This window comes from Luteimonas abyssi (assembly GCF_001482195.1).
GTDB lineage: Bacteria > Pseudomonadota > Gammaproteobacteria > Xanthomonadales > Xanthomonadaceae > Luteimonas > Luteimonas abyssi.
In genome coordinates, this window is sequence record NZ_KQ759763.1 from 1,440,621 (window position 1) to 1,457,706 (window position 17,086).

At 70.6% G+C, this 17,086-nt stretch carries 11 protein-coding genes and 1 pseudogene; 5 read left to right on the forward strand and 7 right to left on the reverse strand.

What is annotated here, in order from left to right; all coding sequences use genetic code 11:
- Positions 1 to 66 precede the first annotated feature (66 nt).
- The 6 genes from RG19_RS05925 to RG19_RS05950 form a co-directional block, all read right to left on the reverse strand.
- Positions 67 to 1,950 (reverse strand): glycerophosphodiester phosphodiesterase family protein, encoded by a 1,884-nt coding sequence (locus RG19_RS05925; RefSeq protein WP_082672509.1) that lies wholly within the window; start codon positions 1,948 to 1,950, stop codon positions 67 to 69.
- 420 nt (positions 1,951 to 2,370) lie between these two features.
- The gene (gene rlmF / locus RG19_RS05930; RefSeq protein WP_202905322.1) at positions 2,371 to 3,111 is read right to left on the reverse strand and encodes a 23S rRNA (adenine(1618)-N(6))-methyltransferase RlmF; all 741 of its coding nucleotides are present in this window, start codon (positions 3,109 to 3,111) and stop codon (positions 2,371 to 2,373) included.
- A 210-nt stretch (positions 3,112 to 3,321) separates the two neighbouring features.
- The gene (trmY, locus tag RG19_RS05935; RefSeq protein ID WP_058834466.1) at positions 3,322 to 3,930 is read right to left on the reverse strand and encodes a tRNA (pseudouridine(54)-N(1))-methyltransferase TrmY; all 609 of its coding nucleotides are present in this window, start codon (positions 3,928 to 3,930) and stop codon (positions 3,322 to 3,324) included.
- Positions 3,931 to 4,019: 89 nt separating this feature from the next.
- A complete protein-coding gene (locus RG19_RS05940) occupies positions 4,020 to 4,631 on the reverse strand; it encodes a DUF6151 family protein (protein ID WP_157515183.1) in 612 nt (203 codons plus the stop codon).
- A 30-nt stretch (positions 4,632 to 4,661) separates the two neighbouring features.
- Positions 4,662 to 5,522, reverse strand: coding sequence for a PA4780 family RIO1-like protein kinase (locus tag RG19_RS05945; protein WP_058834468.1), 861 nt, complete (start codon positions 5,520 to 5,522; stop codon positions 4,662 to 4,664).
- 97 nt (positions 5,523 to 5,619) lie between these two features.
- Entirely contained in the window at positions 5,620 to 6,339 is a 720-nt protein-coding gene (locus RG19_RS05950; RefSeq protein ID WP_058834469.1) for an rRNA pseudouridine synthase, read from the reverse strand.
- A gap of 441 nt (positions 6,340 to 6,780) precedes the next feature.
- Between RG19_RS05950 and RG19_RS05955 the strand changes: the two genes are divergently transcribed.
- Entirely contained in the window at positions 6,781 to 7,320 is a 540-nt protein-coding gene (locus RG19_RS05955; RefSeq protein WP_238376594.1) for a lipocalin-like domain-containing protein, read from the forward strand.
- 199 nt (positions 7,321 to 7,519) lie between these two features.
- Positions 7,520 to 7,993, forward strand: a complete 474-nt coding sequence (locus tag RG19_RS05960) for a transposase (RefSeq protein ID WP_058834470.1) — start codon at positions 7,520 to 7,522, stop codon at positions 7,991 to 7,993.
- Here RG19_RS05960 and RG19_RS05965 read toward each other — a convergent pair.
- On the reverse strand, positions 7,975 to 9,849 hold the full coding sequence (locus RG19_RS05965; protein WP_058834471.1) for a hypothetical protein: 1,875 nt from the start codon (positions 9,847 to 9,849) through the stop codon (positions 7,975 to 7,977). The two genes, RG19_RS05960 and RG19_RS05965, sit on opposite strands and share 19 nt — an antisense overlap.
- Positions 9,850 to 10,152: 303 nt before the next feature.
- On the opposite strand from RG19_RS05965, the gene RG19_RS05970 reads away from it, so the two are divergent.
- From RG19_RS05970 to RG19_RS05980, 3 genes and pseudogenes are all read left to right on the forward strand, one after another.
- Positions 10,153 to 10,605, forward strand: a complete 453-nt coding sequence (locus RG19_RS05970) for a hypothetical protein (RefSeq protein WP_058834472.1) — start codon at positions 10,153 to 10,155, stop codon at positions 10,603 to 10,605.
- 57 nt (positions 10,606 to 10,662) lie between these two features.
- Positions 10,663 to 12,336, forward strand: coding sequence for a PA domain-containing protein (locus RG19_RS05975; RefSeq protein WP_082672511.1), 1,674 nt, complete (start codon positions 10,663 to 10,665; stop codon positions 12,334 to 12,336).
- A gap of 209 nt (positions 12,337 to 12,545) precedes the next feature.
- Positions 12,546 to 16,877: pseudogene (locus RG19_RS05980) on the forward strand (ESPR-type extended signal peptide-containing protein); the annotation flags it as partial.
- Positions 16,878 to 17,086: the final 209 nt, after the last annotated feature.

Below are 17,086 nucleotides of genomic sequence, written 5' to 3' on the forward strand. Positions count from 1 at the left end.
GGCGGGCCGTCCGTCCGAGGACGAGCGTGGTGGCGTTGCCCCGGGCGTCGATCCGCTCCGGATGCCTCAGCGCCGGAACCAACTGTGCAGCCGCACCAGCAGCCGCTCGACATCGGTCAACGCCGTGCGCTCGTCGCGCACGCGGACGGCATCGGCCGGGACGTCAGTGCTGATGTCGTCGACACCGAGGTCCATGTAGCGCGCCATGCGCGTCGGGTCGTTGACGGTCCAGACCTGCAGGCGATAGCCGCGACGGCGGGCGTCGGCGACCGCGCGTACGTCCGCCTGCAGGTGGTTGAGGCCCAGCATGTCGAAGTCGGTCCGGCGTGCCGTGCCCGGCAGTGCGGCATTGGCGAACAGGGCCAGCTGCGCGTCCGGTGCGGCGGTGCGGGCGGCGCGGACCAGGTCGGGAGAGAGCGAGGCGAGGATGACGTCCGCGCCGTGGCCGCCGCGCTCGACATCCGCCAGCACTGCGGCCAGCAGCGCCGAGGCGTTGTGCGGATCGGGCTTGAGCTCCACCAGCGCTTGCGCGCGTCCGTCGATGAAGGCCAGTGCTTCGGCGAGGGTCGCGATGCGTTCGCCGGAAAACGCCGGGCCGAACCAGCTGCCCACGTCGACATCGCGCATGGCTGCGAGCGGCGTGTCCACCACCGCTCGCGGATCGCCGGCGATCCGCCGGAAATCGCTGTCGTGGAAGACGACCACGGCGCCGTCCGCACTGAGCCGAACGTCGAACTCGATGGCATCGGCGCCTGCGTCGATGGCGGCCTGGAAAGCGGCGAGCGTGTTTTCCGGCGCCACGGTCGATGCGCCGCGATGCGCCGTGACGGTGACCTCGCTGCGCAGGTTCATGCTGATCACGGCGAGTGCGGCCTGCGCCAGGGCGAGGGCGAGAAACGCGGCTTCGGCACCCCAGACGTAACGACCCGGCCGGCGCGGTGCGGCCTCGATCGCGTCGCTGCCGCGAACGCCGCCGAGGCGGTGGAACAGGGCACGGACCAGCAGCGCGTTCAGGGTGGTGCCGAGAAAGAGCATGCCGAGCACCGTGGCGGCATAGAGGGTGAGGTAGACCACCATGCCGGCGTTGACCAGTGCGCGGTGCGCCGGCAGGCCGTCCAGCAGCGGCGTCGCCGCCCGGTCGTACAGTTCGGTCACCAGCAGCGGCATCGCCGCGACGCCCAGGGCGAGGCCGACGACCAGCACCGCGATGCGCAGGTGGCGCCCGCGGGTGAGCGTGCGGCTGCGCCTGAGCGCGGCGACCGGGCGGAGGCCTTCCAGCACCAGCGCGGCGGTGGCGAACAGCCAGCGGAAATAGAGCGTCGCGTGCAGGAACAGGCCGAGTGCCAGCACCGGCGCGAACGTGCCGAGGAACCACCACAGCGCGGTCGGTCGAGCGGACACCACGTAGTAGGGATCGAAGTCGCCCAGCAGCCCGACATAGAGCGCGCCGCCGACGGCGAGCCAGGGCAGGGCGAGCACGGCGTGGGCGAGCACCTGCAAGGCCGCGAGCACGGCCAGCGGCCCTGCGCGTCGCAACATGCCGGCCAGCGCCGCGGCGGCGGTCCGGTAGCGGCACCCGAGGCTGGACGAGACCAGCAGCATCCCGGTCTGTTGCAGCATCACCACGAACCAGGCGAAGGCGCCGGCCAGCGCGAGCCACGCCAGTGCCAACAACAGCCCGGCCGGTCCGTCGAACTCGCCTGCGAGCGGTCGCTCGATCCAGTGCAACAGTGCCGCGAGCGACCAGGTCGTCAGCGGCGCGGCGGCCATGGTGGCGAAGCCGGTGAACAACAGGTACCAGGCGAGCATGGGGCGTAGATGCCGACGCAGATCCCGCCGCATGTCGTGCACGAGGATGCCGCGCAGCAGGGCACGGTCGTCGGGCGCGACGGGTGCGCTCGCGTGGCGCGCGCCTTGATCGGGTCGGGGCGTATCCGTTCGGCTTCGCATCGCGCCAGTGTAGGCGTGGCCACCCGCTCGCGTAGCGCCTGGGCCTGTGACCGGCGAGCGCGCTGGCGGGTGATGTGCAGGGCCTGGTCGATCAGGGTCTCCAGGACGCCTCGGCGATCTCGGCGAGCTACACGGAATCGCCTGCGCCGACGAAGCGCGGGTCCGCCGCCGCAGGATGCGTCATCGCGCGGACGTGCAGGTCGACCAATGTGCGCACGTCGCTGATGCAGAAACCGACAGTGGTGGGGCGTTCGATCCAGGGGCGGCGCAGGCGCCACGGCGACACGCTGTGCGATCGCGGTCCGGCGACGAGATGGATGCCGGTTCGCGGGCTCAGTGCGGCGTCTCCGCGTGTTGCCGTGGTGCGGCATGGCGATGCCGCGGGGGCGGCAAGGACGTGGAGCTACGCCGTCGCTGCCGTCAGACGCGGTGGGCTGGCGCGTCGTGGAAACGCCAGGCGATGAAACGGCTCTGCTTGCTGCCCTGTGCCATGGGCACCTCGTGCACCTCCGTGGCGCCGACCTGATGCAGTTGCCTGCGCAGGGCGGGCAGGTGTTCGGCGCGCGAGACGAGGCTCGAGAACCAGCGCACCTGAGTGCGGATGTCCGCGCTCTCAAGGACCATGCGGTGCAGGAATGCCGCCTCGCCGCCGGGGCACCAGAGCTCGTGGGCGTGGCCGCCGAAGTTCAGTGCCCGGGTGGTGCCGCGCGCGGGTGCGGCTGGGCCCTTCCGCCCGAGCTTGCGCAGCTTGTGCTGGTGGGCGCCGCTCGCGTCATGGGCGGAGGCATGGAACGGCGGATTGCACAGGGTGAGGTCGAAGCGCTCGCCGGGGCGCACCACGCCATGGAAGATCCGGTCGCGGCGGGGTTGCAGGCGCAGCGCGATCGCCTTTTCCAGCCCGTTGGCGCGGACGATGGCGGTGGCGACCTGGATGGACGTCGTCTCGACATCGCTGCCGACGAAGTGCCAACTGTATTCGGCATGGCCGAGCAGGGGATAGATGCAGTTGGCGCCGACCCCGATATCGAGCACGCGCACCGCCGCGCCGCGCGGGATGGCGCCGTCGCCCCGGCTGCTGCCGGCGAGCAGGTCGGCCAGTCCGTGCAGGTAGTCGGCGCGGCCGGGAATCGGCGGGCACAGCGCGCCTCCGGCAGGTCCCAATGGACGATGCCGTAGTCGCTGCGCAGGATCGCGCGATTGAGCTCGCGTACCGCGGCGGGGTCGCCGAAGTCGATGCTGGTCTCGCCGCGCGGCGTGGTGACGCGATGTGCGGCCAGTGCCGGACTGGCTTCGATCAGACGTGCGAAGTCGTAGCGTCCCTGGTGCCGGTTGCGCGGGTGCAGGGTGGGTGTGGCGGCGGGGCGCTGCGCGCTAATGTCCGCCGCCCCCGGCCTGGTCGAGTGCGTGGTGGATCAACACCACGCATTGCGAGGCGAACAGCATCGTCGGGCCGAGGGCGATCTTCTTCGCGCCCAGGCGTTCGAGGCCGGGGATGGTCTTCTTCGGCATCGGGATGTGGTCCGTCAGCAGGAAGCACGGATTGCCGTCGAACGCCTGCCGGCCGATGGGCGTTCCCTTGCGGTCCATCAGGAACAACTGATGATCGACCGCCAGCGCCTGCACCAGCCGCTCGAAGCTGGTGGTGCGCACGGAGACCCCGGGGGCCACCGGACGTTCCTCGTCCTTGCCCATGCCGCGCGAGGCATCCAGCGCCCCAGCGATCTTGCCCAGCAGGGTGCGCTCGTCGAAGCCGCCGATGTCGCGCATGGCGTTGGCCTCGAAGCGGATGGTGCGCGAATAGTCACGGGTGCTTTCCAGCACCAGATACACCACCACGTCCGCACGGTGCGCCTGCGCCACGAAGATCGCATTCATCAGCGTGTGCGCGAGGATCTCGGTGTGCGCGTCCTGGCCGACGGCGGCCAGCAGCGCCTGGCTGTCGGTGGGGGCGGCGCGTGCTCTGAGTACGAAGGTCCGCATGGGGAATCCGGCGTGGCAGGCCCGGGGCGGGGCATTGCGGGACGCCATTGTCCCGAAAAACGACGGATGGCGGGCGTTTGGTTCGCGGCCTACGCTTGCGCGCTGCCGTGGTCTTCGGATGCGTTCAACCGCGCGCGTTCGTCCCGGCTCAGCACATGCGGCGTGCGGATCGGCCGGCCGTCCGCATCGAAGAACGGCGAGCGCGGGCGACCGCGCAGGCGTGCCGCCAGCAGGTGCGCGACGATGCTCGAAGCGCCTGCCGCGTACCGGACCGGTGTCGCGGCGACCGGCCCGCGCGCCTGTTTCCGGAACAACGCGATCCGCCCCCGGCGTCCGTAGACGGCCTCCAGGTCCGGCCCGCTGGCATCCAGGCAGGTCGTGATCAGGCCGAGGAAGAACGGATGCGGCGTGCGCGCGGTGTTGCCCAGCGGGGTCCGGCAACAGGCCGCGAACCAGCGCAGTGGACCGCGGTCGCTCATGGACATGCATTCGATCCGCTCGTGGCCGCGCGCGATGCGGACGCCCGAGGGCGCCATCGGCACGATGTCGGTGCCTCCGTGGGCGTCGGTGATGCCGTCGCGGGCGAGAAAGCGGGCGAACGCCTGGCAGTCGCGGCAATAGCAGGTGGCCCGGGTGTAGGCGGCGGACGGGGTCACCGAGCCCTCCACCTGGCCGCAGGCGCATCGCAATGGGAGTGTCATGGCAGCAGCTCCTGGGATGGGCGCATCGCCCTAGTGGTCGTCTTCGTCCTGCGCCTCGCGGCCCTGCTGGCGGATCAGGGCGAGCTGGCGCGCATCCTCGATCGCATCGCGCACGCTGTCGAGATCCACCTCGTGGGCGTCGGGCGTGAACCGGCCGGTGAGCACGGTGTCCGGTTGCAGGTCGCCGGTTTCGTACAACGCCCACATTTCCTCGCCGTACCAGGTGTCGAGCAGTTCCGGGGCCCAGCGGCCGAGGTTGGCGGTCAGATTGTTGACGTCGCGCAGCAGCATGGTCCGCGCGGCGTTGTTGCCCGATGCGCTGACCACCTGGGGGAAATCGATCACCACCGGGCCGTCGGGACCGACCAGCACGTTGTAGGGCGACAGGTCGCCGTGGATGAGGCCGCAGCACAGCATGCGCACGACCTGGCGCACCAGCACGGCGTGGAATTCGCGCGCCTGACCGGGGTCGAGCTCCACCTCGCCCAGGCGCGGTGCGGAGAAGCCCTCGGCGTCGGTCACCAGCTCCATCACCAGCACGCCGTGGAAGAAGCCGTAGGGCTCGGGCACGCGCACGCCGGCGTCGCGCAGCTGGTACAGCGCATCGACCTCGGCATTCTTCCATTCGGCTTCCTGCTGGCGGCGGCCGTACCGGCTGCCGGCGTTCACCGCGCGGCTTTCCCGGCTGCCGCGCGACTTGCGGCCCTCCTGGTACTGCGCGCGCTTCTGGAAGCTGCGGTGCGCCATGTCCTTGTAGACCTTGGCACAGCGCACGTCGTCGCCCGCGCGGACCACGTACACCGCGGCCTCCTTGCCGCTCTTGAGGGGGCGCAGGACTTCGTCGATGACGCCTTCGTCGATCAGGGTCAGCAGGCTTTCGGGTGTCTTCACGTGGATCGCTGATAGGGCACGGGCGGCGGGATGCGCCGGGACGACGAGTGTAGGCGCCGAACGCGTGCCAGGTGCAGGGCCGCCATGCGCACCCGGCTCAGAAGCGTTCTGTGGCCGGAAGATAGCGCCATAGGCCGACGGGCATTTTCGCCAGTCCGATCCGGCCGATGCGCAGGCGCCGGATCGCCACGACGTCCAGCCCCACCTGGGCGCACATTTCGCGCAGTTGGCCCGGCACCACGCCCTTGATCGCGAACCGCAGGCGGACTTCGTTCTGCCAGCTCACTTTGCACGGCGGCAGCGCACGGCCCCGGTACGACAGCCCGCGATTGAGGCGGGCCAGTCCGTAGGGACCGGGGTCGCCGCGCACCTCGACCAGGAATTCCTGCTCGATGCCGTCCAGGTCCTCGGTCAGCCGTCGCCGGACGCGGCCGTCCTGGGTCAGCACGATCAGCCCGCTGGCGTCGGGCTCGAGCGGGGCGAGCGGGGTCAGATGGTGGAAGTGCCGGTCGAGCAGGCGGACGCCGGACGCATCGTCCGGCCAGTGCGTGGCCGCATCGAGGAGTGCCGTGGCCTCGGCGGTCGCGAAGGCGTCGAGACCTTCCGGCTTGTGCAGCAGCATCGTCGCCGGCTCGACGGCTTTCAGTTGCGCGTCGGGGTGCAGCACGATCGATTCGGTCGTGACCGGATGCTGCGGACGGTCGACGACACGCCCGTCCACCGTGACCCAGCCGTCCTGGATGTAGCGCTCCGCCTCGCTGCGCGAGCACGGCACCAGCGCGGCGACGCGTTTGGCCAGGCGAACGGGATCGGACATGGACACGGCCGGGAACAACGGGAGGGCGGGCAGTGTAACGATCCGGCGTCGGCGCGGAGTGCCGGGCATCGCGGGCACGCGGCGTGGCCGGGCGGGGGGCGCGGATCGCCCGTGCGTCGATCACCCGCGCGCCCGCACCGGCGCCGACCGCTGCAGGCCATCAGACGGGCGCGAACCCCTTGGCGGTTTTCTTGTCGCGCTTCTCGGCTTTCTTCTCCTTGGCCGTCTTCGCCGGCTTCTTCTTCAGTTCCTTTTTCTTGTCCAAGCCCTTGCTCACGGGATTCTCCTCGGTGTCTGGCCCGGCGGCCGTTGCCGCCGGGCCGCCGGAGTATGCGCCTGCAGACAGCGCGATGCGGCGTTCACGGGCGGCGGTCGCTGCTGCCGGCACAATGCGTCCGCCCGTGCGTCGATCGCGCGCAACCCGCTTCCGGAGAGTCCGACATGCGTTCCATGCGTTTTGTTGTTCCGTTTCTGGCGGCGGCGCTGCTGCCTTTCGGCGCCACGGCCAGTGCGCAGACCACCCCAGGAGGTGCGGAGGTGACCCAGGCAACGCCGGCACCGCCGGTCGTCGGAACATGGCGGCTGGTGTCCTACGAGGTCGAGGTGCAAGCGACGGGCGAGACGTTTCCGCCGATGGGCGATCATCCGTCCGGCTACACCATCTTCGCGCCCGAGGGCCGGGTGTGGTTCGTGCTGACGGGCGAAGGCCGCGAAGCCGGCGAGAGCGAGCGCGAGAAGGCGCGTTTGCTGGAGACCGTGATCGCCTACACCGGCCGTTACCGGATCGAGGGCGACACCTGGATCACCGCGGTGGACGTGGCCTGGAATCCCGCCTGGGTGGGCACCGAGCAACGTCGCGAATTCAAGCTCGAAGGCGACCGCCTGCAGGTGCTCACGCCCTGGCGGGTGATGCCCAACTGGGCCGACAAGGGCGAGACGCGCAGCATCATCACCTTCGAGCGCGCGACCGAAACGCCATAACCATCCCATCCCGGTCCGGCTGGCCGCTGCGGAACGCCGCGACGGCGTTGCCGGGCGCGGGTGGGGGAGTCCGGCTTGCTGAACGCCGGACGGTTCGCCTTGCCGGTGTCCGGTAGGGGGCCGCACCGCTGGAACGTTGTACGTGCTGAAGCTCGGGGCTGGCCCGGGTGGAGGCGAGCGTGTGACGATTCGGCGGCGCGTGAGACGGAGCAGAAGCAGGCATATCGAGTTCGAACTGAGCGATCAGGAATGGTTCGCGATCGCCCGGACGCTGCGTGGCGATCCCTCGGTGGCGAGACAGAAGTTGAACGGCGCGAGACGCTTCCTCGACGCCGTGCTCTGGGTGTCGACCTACCGGACCTCCTGGTACCACCTGCCGATCTGCTACGGCGCGTCGCATGCCAACTACGTGCGTTTCACCCGCTGGGTGCAGGACGGGACGTTGCGCAAGGTGGTGAACGCGTTGGCGGCCAGCGAGGACAAGCAGATGGCGATGGAGACGCTCCGGCGCTTCTACGCGGTCGGTCGCGAAACCGCCAGCGGGATCGACGAGGCTGCCGTGCCGCCCGTGCCACGGCCTGCGTGTCGCGGGTCGGACAGAGCCGCCGGTACCGGCCATGCCGATGCCAACGCGCCGGGGGACCGCGAGCGGGCTCAGCCGCCGCCGCGGTAGGCGCCCGTCTCCAGCGCATTGACGCGCGACATGAGATCGGCGGCCGCACCGTCGATCGCCTTGGCCAGGGCCTCGTTGGCCGGGTCGTCGATGAAGGCCACCACATCCGCCGCGAATTGCTCGCCGTCCGCGGCCGAGCCCGGCGCCCGCAGGCCGCCGGTCGCCGGGTCGAGCAGCGATTCCGGCAGCGCCAGGGCGCCGCTGCGCGCGGAAGCCTCGACGATCTGGATGGTCTGGGCGGCGACCAGCGCCTGCGCGAATTCCGGCACGCTGGCCTGGAAGACCTTGGAGGCGTTGTCGGTGGGCCACAGCTTGTCGAGCAGCGGCGACTCGGCGTGCGCGTTGTAGGCGTTGGCGAACACCGACCGGGTGGCGCCGCCCGCGCCGAACCCGAGGCCCAGCGCCAGATAGTCGGTCGCGACATTGAAGGCGTCCTGACGGGCGGTGTTGTCGGCGTCGAGATCCGCGGCGCGGATGGCATCCGCGCCGAACTGGCCCTGGATGAGTTCGGCATCGATATCGGCGATCTCGCCGGCGAGATCCTCGACATTGACGTACGCCGTGCCCTGCACGTCGGTGGCGTCCGGCGGACCGTGGGCCTGGACCTCGCCACGGTAGCCGTCGGTCGCGGCGTAGATGGCTTCCTGCCAGCTGTCGTAGCGATCGGTGCCGGGCATCAGCGGGTCGCTGGGCACCTGGTCGCGACGTAGCGGCGGAGTGCCCTCGGCACCCAGCGCGGCGGTGATCATGTCGGCGCCGGCGCCCGCATGGTCGACGGGCAGGCGGGCGAGTCGCTCGCCGAGCGGGGACTGCGTGGCGGCAGGGAACGCGTCGCGGCCTTCGCCGGTGTTGAGGATCTCGCCGGGGTAGGTCATGTACAGCTGGGCCAGCGGCTCGCGCGCCCATTCGCCGACATCGCCATTGCGCGTGTCCGTCGCCTGGACCAGGGCCTCGACGGCCGACAGCGCCGCGTCGTCGGTGGGGTTGGTGGCGAGGTTGTGGCGTGGCGTATCGAGGATGGCGGTGGTGAGCGGATTCATGATCGCGCCCTGGCCGTCGGTCAGGCTCGGGTCGAGCAGGCGGTCCGCGACGACGGGGTTGCCTTCGCCGTCGCGCAGCGCCACGACCTCGGCCGCGGCCTGGTTGCGCAGGATCCCGTGCGTGGCGGTCGCCCAGGCGCCGATGTTGTCGAACTCGACGTTGTGCGCCTTCGGCGTGAGCAGCGGCGCGCGGTGCGCGCTGGTGTCGATGTAGCCGTCGGGCTGGTCGTAGACCCGGGGCGGATCGGCTTCGAGGAACACGTGCCCGCCGAGCTGCGCGGCGGTATCGGGCGTGTAGTCGCCCTCGTTGAGCAGGATCGCGGCGAGTTCCGGATCGAGCGAGCCGTCGGTGACGAAACCGTCCTGCTCGGTGATCCGCGCGACGAACGCGGCGTCCACCGGGCCGCCGGGCATGCGTGTGGCGGCGCCCAGGGTCTGTCCGAGCAGGGACAGCAACTCGGTGGCGGTCTGTCCGTTCGCGTCATCGCCCAGCCGGTCCAGCAGCGGCGTGCGATCGATCGTGGCCGTGAGTCGGGAGAACCCGTCCGGCCCGAGCTGCTCGACCAGGCCTGCGGCATACGCGGGATCCTCCGCGGCGCGTTCGAGCGATGCCTGGACATCGCCGGAGAACTCCGCGACGAGAAACTCCAGCTCGCCCGGCTCGCCATGGCGGATGTCGGTCGGCACCAACTCCAGCAGGCGGTCCGCGGCCGTCTTGCCCTCGGCGAACGGATCGTTGCCGGAAGGACCGTTGGCCGGCGTGGCGGGCAGCACGGGTGGGTGGGCACGGGCGACGGCGTCGAACGGCGTGAACATCGATGGACTCCTGACGGCTTGCGCCTGCGCGCACCTCGCGATTATCGAGTCCGCCGCCAGGCCTCGGCACTGGGGCTGGCCCTAGGGCGGGTTTTCGATGAGGTGTCCTCCTTCGACGGGCGCCCTCGGGCGCGTGCCGACAGCCACACGGCACCCGAAATAATTTCCTGAATGGAGCGGGAACGGTAGGGGGGTGTCGCGCTTTCACGTTTATCAGAGGGACAGATCCGACGGCATGCCCGCCAGCGTCCCGGGCGTAGCCGGTCTGCCGAGGCGTTCCCATCTGATAACGAGGTGACATCGATGAATCCGTTGATCGACAGGTTGTTGCGACCGCACGTGATCGTGGGTGCGACGTTGTGTCTTGTGGGTGTGTCGGCAGGTGCGCTCGCGCAGACGCCACGTACCGAGCCCACCGACTTTGCGGCGGTGATGGGGGAGTCGTTGACGACGACCGACGCGGTGACCGGCGAACGCCGGAGGTTGAGTTCCGCGGAAGTGGAGGCGCTGGCGGCGCAGCGCGGTACCCATCGCACGGCAGACCAGCGGCGGCGGGCCGCACCGGTGAATCGTGCGTTGGCCGCCATGCCTGTGACCGTCGAGGAGTCCCTCAACGAGGCCCAAGTGTCGTCCAAGGGCACGACCCGGTTCACGTCGCTCGAGGAAATCGGCGTGACCTACGGCCAGGTCGATGCGGATGGGGGGCTGCGCGCCAACCACGACCCCGACCCCGATGCGGCGGCGCGCGACCGCTGATTGCAGTGCGTCACGACCGAACACCGCACTCAAACTCACGACTCAAGGGAATTCACGATGAAACAGCCCGTTTCTGCGCTGGCTTTGGCCTTGGCCCTGGCCTGTGCCACGAACGCCCACGCGCAATCCAGCTTCGAGCTGGTCGACATGGATCCGGCTGATGCAGGTCTCAACGATCCGACACCCGTCAAACCGGACGGGGGTAACCCGGGCAGGACGCTGGGCGAGCAACGCCGGATCGCCCAGCGTTACGCCATGGATCTATGGGGTGCCCTGCTCACCAGTCCGCAGCCCATCAGGGTGCAGGCGTCCTTCAGCCCGCTCGAGTGCGGTCAACGCACTGTTCTCGGCTCGGCTGGCGCGGTGACCTGGCACCAAGATTTTCCTGGTGCGCCGCGTCCAGGGCTGGAGTATCCGGCGGCCATGGCGAATGCGTTGGCGGGCGAGGATCTGGCAATCGGGTCGAACGACATCACCACCAATTTCAACTCGGATCTGGGCACCGAGGCGTGCGGCGAGCGCGAGTGGTTCTACGGACTGAAGGGGAACGGCGACAACGTGCAGGACGGGCCGAATTTCCTGAATGTGATCATGCACGAGATCGGGCACGGACTCGGCGTAGCGCATCGGCTGGGTGCGTTCCTGGGTATACCGATTTCGCTCAGCGAGACAGGATACGGCGACATGGCGCGTTCCAACCAGTTCGATACCCGCGTGAACGACCTTGGCACCGCCCAGTTGCGCACAGCCTTGACTACCGTGGGTGATGTCGTGTGGGCGGGTCCGCTGACCAATGCCGCCACCCAATTGATCGCCGATAACCGCGTGTCGCTCGTGGTCGACTTTCCCGCAGGCGCGGCGGGGCGCTTCGAAACGGCGATCGCGACGTTCGGCAACACTGACATCGCCTCGATGCCGGCCGGCGCGCTGGTGCGCGTCCTGGATGCGGGTACGGGGACCTCGCGCGCGTGCGAAGGGGGGGACATCGACGGTACACCGGCACCGCGCATCGCCAATCCCGAGGCGATCGCGGGCAACATCGCGTTGATCGACCGAGGCGATTGCGAATTCGGTCTGAAGGCCGCCAACGCACAGCGGTACGGCGCGATCGCCGTGATCATCGCCAATACGGACGATGTGGTGTTCGGCGGGATGGGGCCGGGCGAGAGCGGTGGCGTGGTCACGATTCCGGTGATTTCGGTCAGCCGGTCGACCGGGGAGCGACTGGCGGGCGAAGCGGCGGTCATGGTGGCCGGAACCGAGGAGGAACCCGACGCCTACTACGGCCTGGACGATGCCGGTCGCACGCGTCTGTACGTGAACACCGCCTTCGAGGGCGGCTCGACGCTCTCCCATATCGACAGGGACATGTCACCGAATGCGTTGATGGAACCTGCCGAGACGCCGACGCTGCAGTCGCACATCTTCGTCGACGTGACGCTGGATCTGTACGAGGACCTCGGGTGGCCGGTCAACCGTGACGGCACCGCCATCCTCGGTGGATGCGATACGGGGATTCCGGTGATCCGCGATGTCGGCTTCATCCCCGGGGCGAACCTGATGGCCCAGCAGAACGTGTGCGAGGTGGCAGCGCGAGGCAGCAGGGCCGGTTACCAGCGCTGCATGAATGACCACGCGCTCGAGCTGCGCAACGACGGTCACATCAGCAATGCCGAGGTGCTGAAGGTCAGGCAGTGCCTGGCATCGGCGTCGCGTCCCAGCGGCGGATAAGTCGCGCCACGTCACACGTACATCGCAGGACGCCGACCGGCGCCTGGTCCGTCCCGACATGTCCGGCGACGGACCAGACCCGGCCAGCGGTGGCCGGCCTGCGCCCGCATGGACGCGATCGCGCGTTGTAGCCGCACAAGACACGTCACTCCGATGCCCGGCGCGATTCGCCGACCGGCGCCATCGAAACTATCTCCCAGGAGTCGTTGATGAACCGCATTTATCGAAAAGTCTGGAGCGCCCAGCGGGGCGTCGTCGTGGCATCCGAGATCGCGAAGTCGATGGGCAAGGGACGGGGCGCGCGGTTGGCGGCGGCGATCGCCGTCGTGCTCACCGCGTTGCCCGGCGCGGTGTCGGCCGGTGGAATCTGCGAACAGCGCGGGGGCGCCGAGGCCGTCGCCGACGCGGCGGGGGCGTTCGCCTGCGGCGTCAATGCATCGGCCAGTCATGTCAGCGCCACGGCCTTCGGACACAACGCGCGCGCGCAGCAGACCAATGCCACCGCGCTGGGCGCCAACGCCCTGGCCAGTGGCGTGGCGGGGACGGCGGTGGGTTCCAATACCCGGGTGTCCGGCGCGCGCGGCACCGCGCTGGGCTACTCGGCGCATGCGCTGTCCGAGGGCGCCATCGCGATCGGCTTCAACGCAGAGGTCACCGCGGACGCGGAGGGCAGCGTCGCGTTGGGCTACGGGGCGCAGGCCACCGAGCGCGATGTCGTTTCGGTCGGCAGCGGGCGCCCCGGCACGAGCGGTGCGGCCACCCGGCGCATCGTGAATCTGGCTGCGGGCACGGTGTCGGCCGACAGCACGGATGCGGTGAACGGCAGCCAGTTGCATGCCACCGAGACGCGTGTGGCGGCGCTGGGCGAGCAGCTCGACGCGAGCCGGACGCGCTACGTGAGCGTGAACTCGGACGCCCGGGGCAACGCGGACAACGACGGCGCCAGCGGCGAGGACGCGATCGCGATCGGCCCGGACGCGCAGGCCGCCGGTGACGGTGCCCTGGCGATCGGAGCCGGGGCGACGGCGTCGGGGACGGAGGCCACGGCGCTGGGTGCGGCCAGCGACGCCAGCGGCGATGCGGCCACGGCGGTGGGCTACGTCAACAGCGCCAGCGGCGAGCAGAGCAGCGCGGTGGGCCACTTCAATCTGGCCGACGGCGCGGGCAGCAACGCGTTCGGCCACGGCAACACGGTGTTCGCCGACAACGGCAATGCGTTCGGCACGGGCAACGCGGTGGAGGGTGCGTCGGCCACGGCGGTCGGCGTGGACAACGTGGCGAGCGGTGCGCGCAGTCTGGCGGCGGGCGTGATGGCCACGGCCTCCGGCGAGGCGTCGATCGCGCTGGGCGACGGCACGCAGGCGACGGCGGCGCAGAGCGTGGCGCTGGGCGGCCAGGCGGGCGCGGAAGGCGCGTACGCGACGGCGCTGGGTTCGGCGAGTGCGGCCCAGGAGGCGGGCAGTACGGCCGTGGGCAGCGGTGCCGCCTCGCTCGGCGTCGGTGCGACGTCGTTGGGTTACAACGCGCTGGCGTTCGGGGCAGGCGCGGTGGCGGTGGGTCTCGATGCCCAGGCGCAGGAGCGCAACGCGGCGGCGTTCGGCGCGGGCAGTGTGGTCAGCGGCGACAGCGGTACGGCGGTGGGTGCGTCGGCGCGGGTGACCGGCAACCAGAGCACGGCGCTGGGTGCGAGCAGTGCGGCGACGGAGTTCCAGGCGACCGCGCTGGGGGTATCGAGCATCGCGTCGGGGCGCGGCAGCGTGGCGCTGGGCGCGCTGTCCGAAGCGCGGCGCGACGGCACGGTCTCGGTGGGCCGGGATGCGGATCCGGTCCGGGGCACGTCGGCGATCCGCCGCCAGATCACCCATGTGGCGGCGGGCACCGAGGCCCACGACGCGGTGAACCTCGCCCAGTTGTCGGATGTTTCGGCCGTGGCCGACAACACCGACAGGCTGTTCAAGGCCACCGGCGGCGCGAGCGCACCCGAGGACGACGTGGGTGCCTATGTCGAAGGCGAGTACGCGACCGCAGCGGGCGAGGCCGCCACCGCGGTCGGCACGGGCGCGAGCGCCTACGGCAGCGGCGCGTTCGCGTTGGCGGACAATGCGTCGGCCATGGGCTACAACGCGGCGGCCGGTGGCGAACATGCGACCGCGGTGGGTGCGCAGGCCGATGCGGCCGACGCTTTCGCCACCGCGGTGGGCGCGCAGTCGCATGCCGCGCGACAGGCGACCGCGGTGGGCATGTCCGCGTCGGCGTCGACGTTGTCGTCGGTCGCGGTGGGCGCGCGAAGCAGGGCGACGGATCTCTTCGGTATCGCGATCGGGTCGGAGGCTGTCGCAAGCGCTGCGGGCGCGGTGGTCGTCGGCGCCGAAGCAAGCGCCGGTGGCGAGTTCAGTACGGCGCTGGGTAGCCTGGCGGACGCGTCGGCGGCGTCGAGCGTGGCGCTGGGCGCACGGTCGGAAGCACGTCGGGCCAACACGGTGTCGGTGGGCCGGGATGCTGCGGGCAGCAATGAGGCGATCCATCGCCAGATCACTCATGTGGCGGCGGGCACCGAAGATACCGATGCGGTGAATCTGGCGCAGTTGTCGGACGTCGAAGCTGCTGCCAACGCGACCGGGCGGTACTTCAAGGCGACCGGCGATACGGACGATCAGGATGCAGCGGTCGATGCGTATGTCGAGGGCGACTACGCGACCGCGGCGGGCGATGCGGCGATGGCGACCGGAACCGGCGCGTCGGCCTACGGCAGCGGTGCGTTCGCACTCGCCGACAACGCGCTGGCCGCCGGTTACGGCGCCGCCGCCAGCGCGGACGAGAGTGTCGCACTCGGCGCTGCAAGTGAGGCATCCGGCGTCGGCAGTCTTTCGGTCGGCGCACGCGCGGCCGCCCTGGGGCCCTACGCCAGTGCGGTCGGTTATGAAGCGGAGGCGAGTGGCCGGCAATCGTTGGCGGCTGGATTCAAGAGCAGGGCAGGTGACCTCGGAACGGCCGTTGGTGCGTACACCGAAGCGTCCTCAGCCGGACTCGCGTCGGGTTACGGCAGTGCCGCGAGCGGCGAGGGCGCCGTCGCGCTCGGCTTCGGTTCGCAAGCCATCGCGGAGGGCAGCGTCGCGCTGGGCGCGGATGCGGTCGCCAGCCGAGCCAACACAGTGTCGGTCGGCCGCGATGCGGATCCCGACGAGGACACCCCCGCCCTTCATCGTCAGATCACCCACGTGGCGGCCGGCGAGGAAGACAACGACGCGGTCAACGTGGCGCAACTGGGGGCGGCCACCTCCGACCTGGACAACCGTATCGAGGAGAACCGGACGCGCTATGTGAGTGTGAATTCGGCCACCGAGGGCAATGCGGACAACAGCGGCGCCAGCGGCGAGGACGCGATCGCGATCGGCCCCGATGCGCAGGCGGCCGGCGACGGTGCGCTGGCGGTCGGCACCGGTGCGACGGCTTCGGGGCGTGAGGGCACCGCGCTGGGTGCGGCCAGCGACGCCAGCGGCGATGCGGCCACGGCGGTGGGCTACGTCAACAGCGCCAGCGGCGAGCAGAGCAGTGCGGTGGGCCATTTCAATCTGGCCGACGGTGCGGGCAGCAACGCGTTCGGCCACGGCAATACGGTTTTCGCCGAAAACGGCAATGCGTTCGGCACGGGCAACGCGGTGGAAGGTGCGTCGGCCACGGCGGTCGGCGTGGACAACGTGGCGAGCGGTGCGCGCAGTCTGGCGGCGGGCGTGATGGCCACGGCCTCCGGCGAGGCGTCGGTCGCGCTGGGCGACGGCACGCAGGCGACGGCGGCGCAGAGCGTGGCGCTGGGCGGCCAGGCGGGCGCGGAAGGCGCATACGCGACGGCGCTGGGTTCGGCGAGTGCGGCCGAGGGCCAAGGCAGCACGGCCGTGGGCAGCGGCGCGGCGTCGCTGGATGTCGACGCGACGTCGCTGGGCTACAACGCGCTGGCCTTCGAGGTTGAAAGCGTGGCGGTCGGTGCGAACGCGCAGGCTCAGGCTCGGCGTGCCGCGGCGTTCGGCGCGGGCAGTCTGGTCAGCGGCGACAGCGGTACGGCGGTGGGTGCGTCGGCGCGGGTGACCGGCAACCAGAGCACGGCGCTGGGTGCGAGCAGTGCGGCGACGGAGTTCCAGGCGACCGCGCTGGGTGCATCGAGCGTCGCGTCGGGGCGCGGCAGCGTGGCGCTGGGTGCGCTGTCCGAGGCGCGACGCGACGGCGCGGTCTCGGTGGGCCGGGATGCGGATCCGGTCCGGGGCACGTCGGCGATCCGCCGCCAGATCACCCATGTGGCGGCGGGCACCGAGGCCTACGACGCGGTGAACCTCGCCCAGTTGTCGGACGTGAGCGACGGGCTGGGCGAGCTCGCCGAGAACGCCGTGCGCTACGACAGCGACGACCGCGATGTGGTCACGCTGCGTGGCGAGGACGGCACGCGCATCACCCATCTCTCGGCAGGTACCGTCGCCAGCGGCAGTACCGATGCGATCCACGGCGGACAGCTCTACGGCGCGCTCGACAGTGCCGCGCAGATCATCGGCGGTGGTGCGGCGGTGACCGCGTTCGGCACGTTGTCGGTGCCGGCCTACCGGATCCAGGGCGCCGAGTACTACAACATCGGCGATGCATTCGGTGCGCTGGACGCCACGATCGGCGTGTTCGACCAGCGACTGACGCGTGTGGAGACGGGGCCCGCCGCCGGTCAGCATGCGTCGGGCGGGCAGGCGGCCTCCGAGGATGGACGGATGGC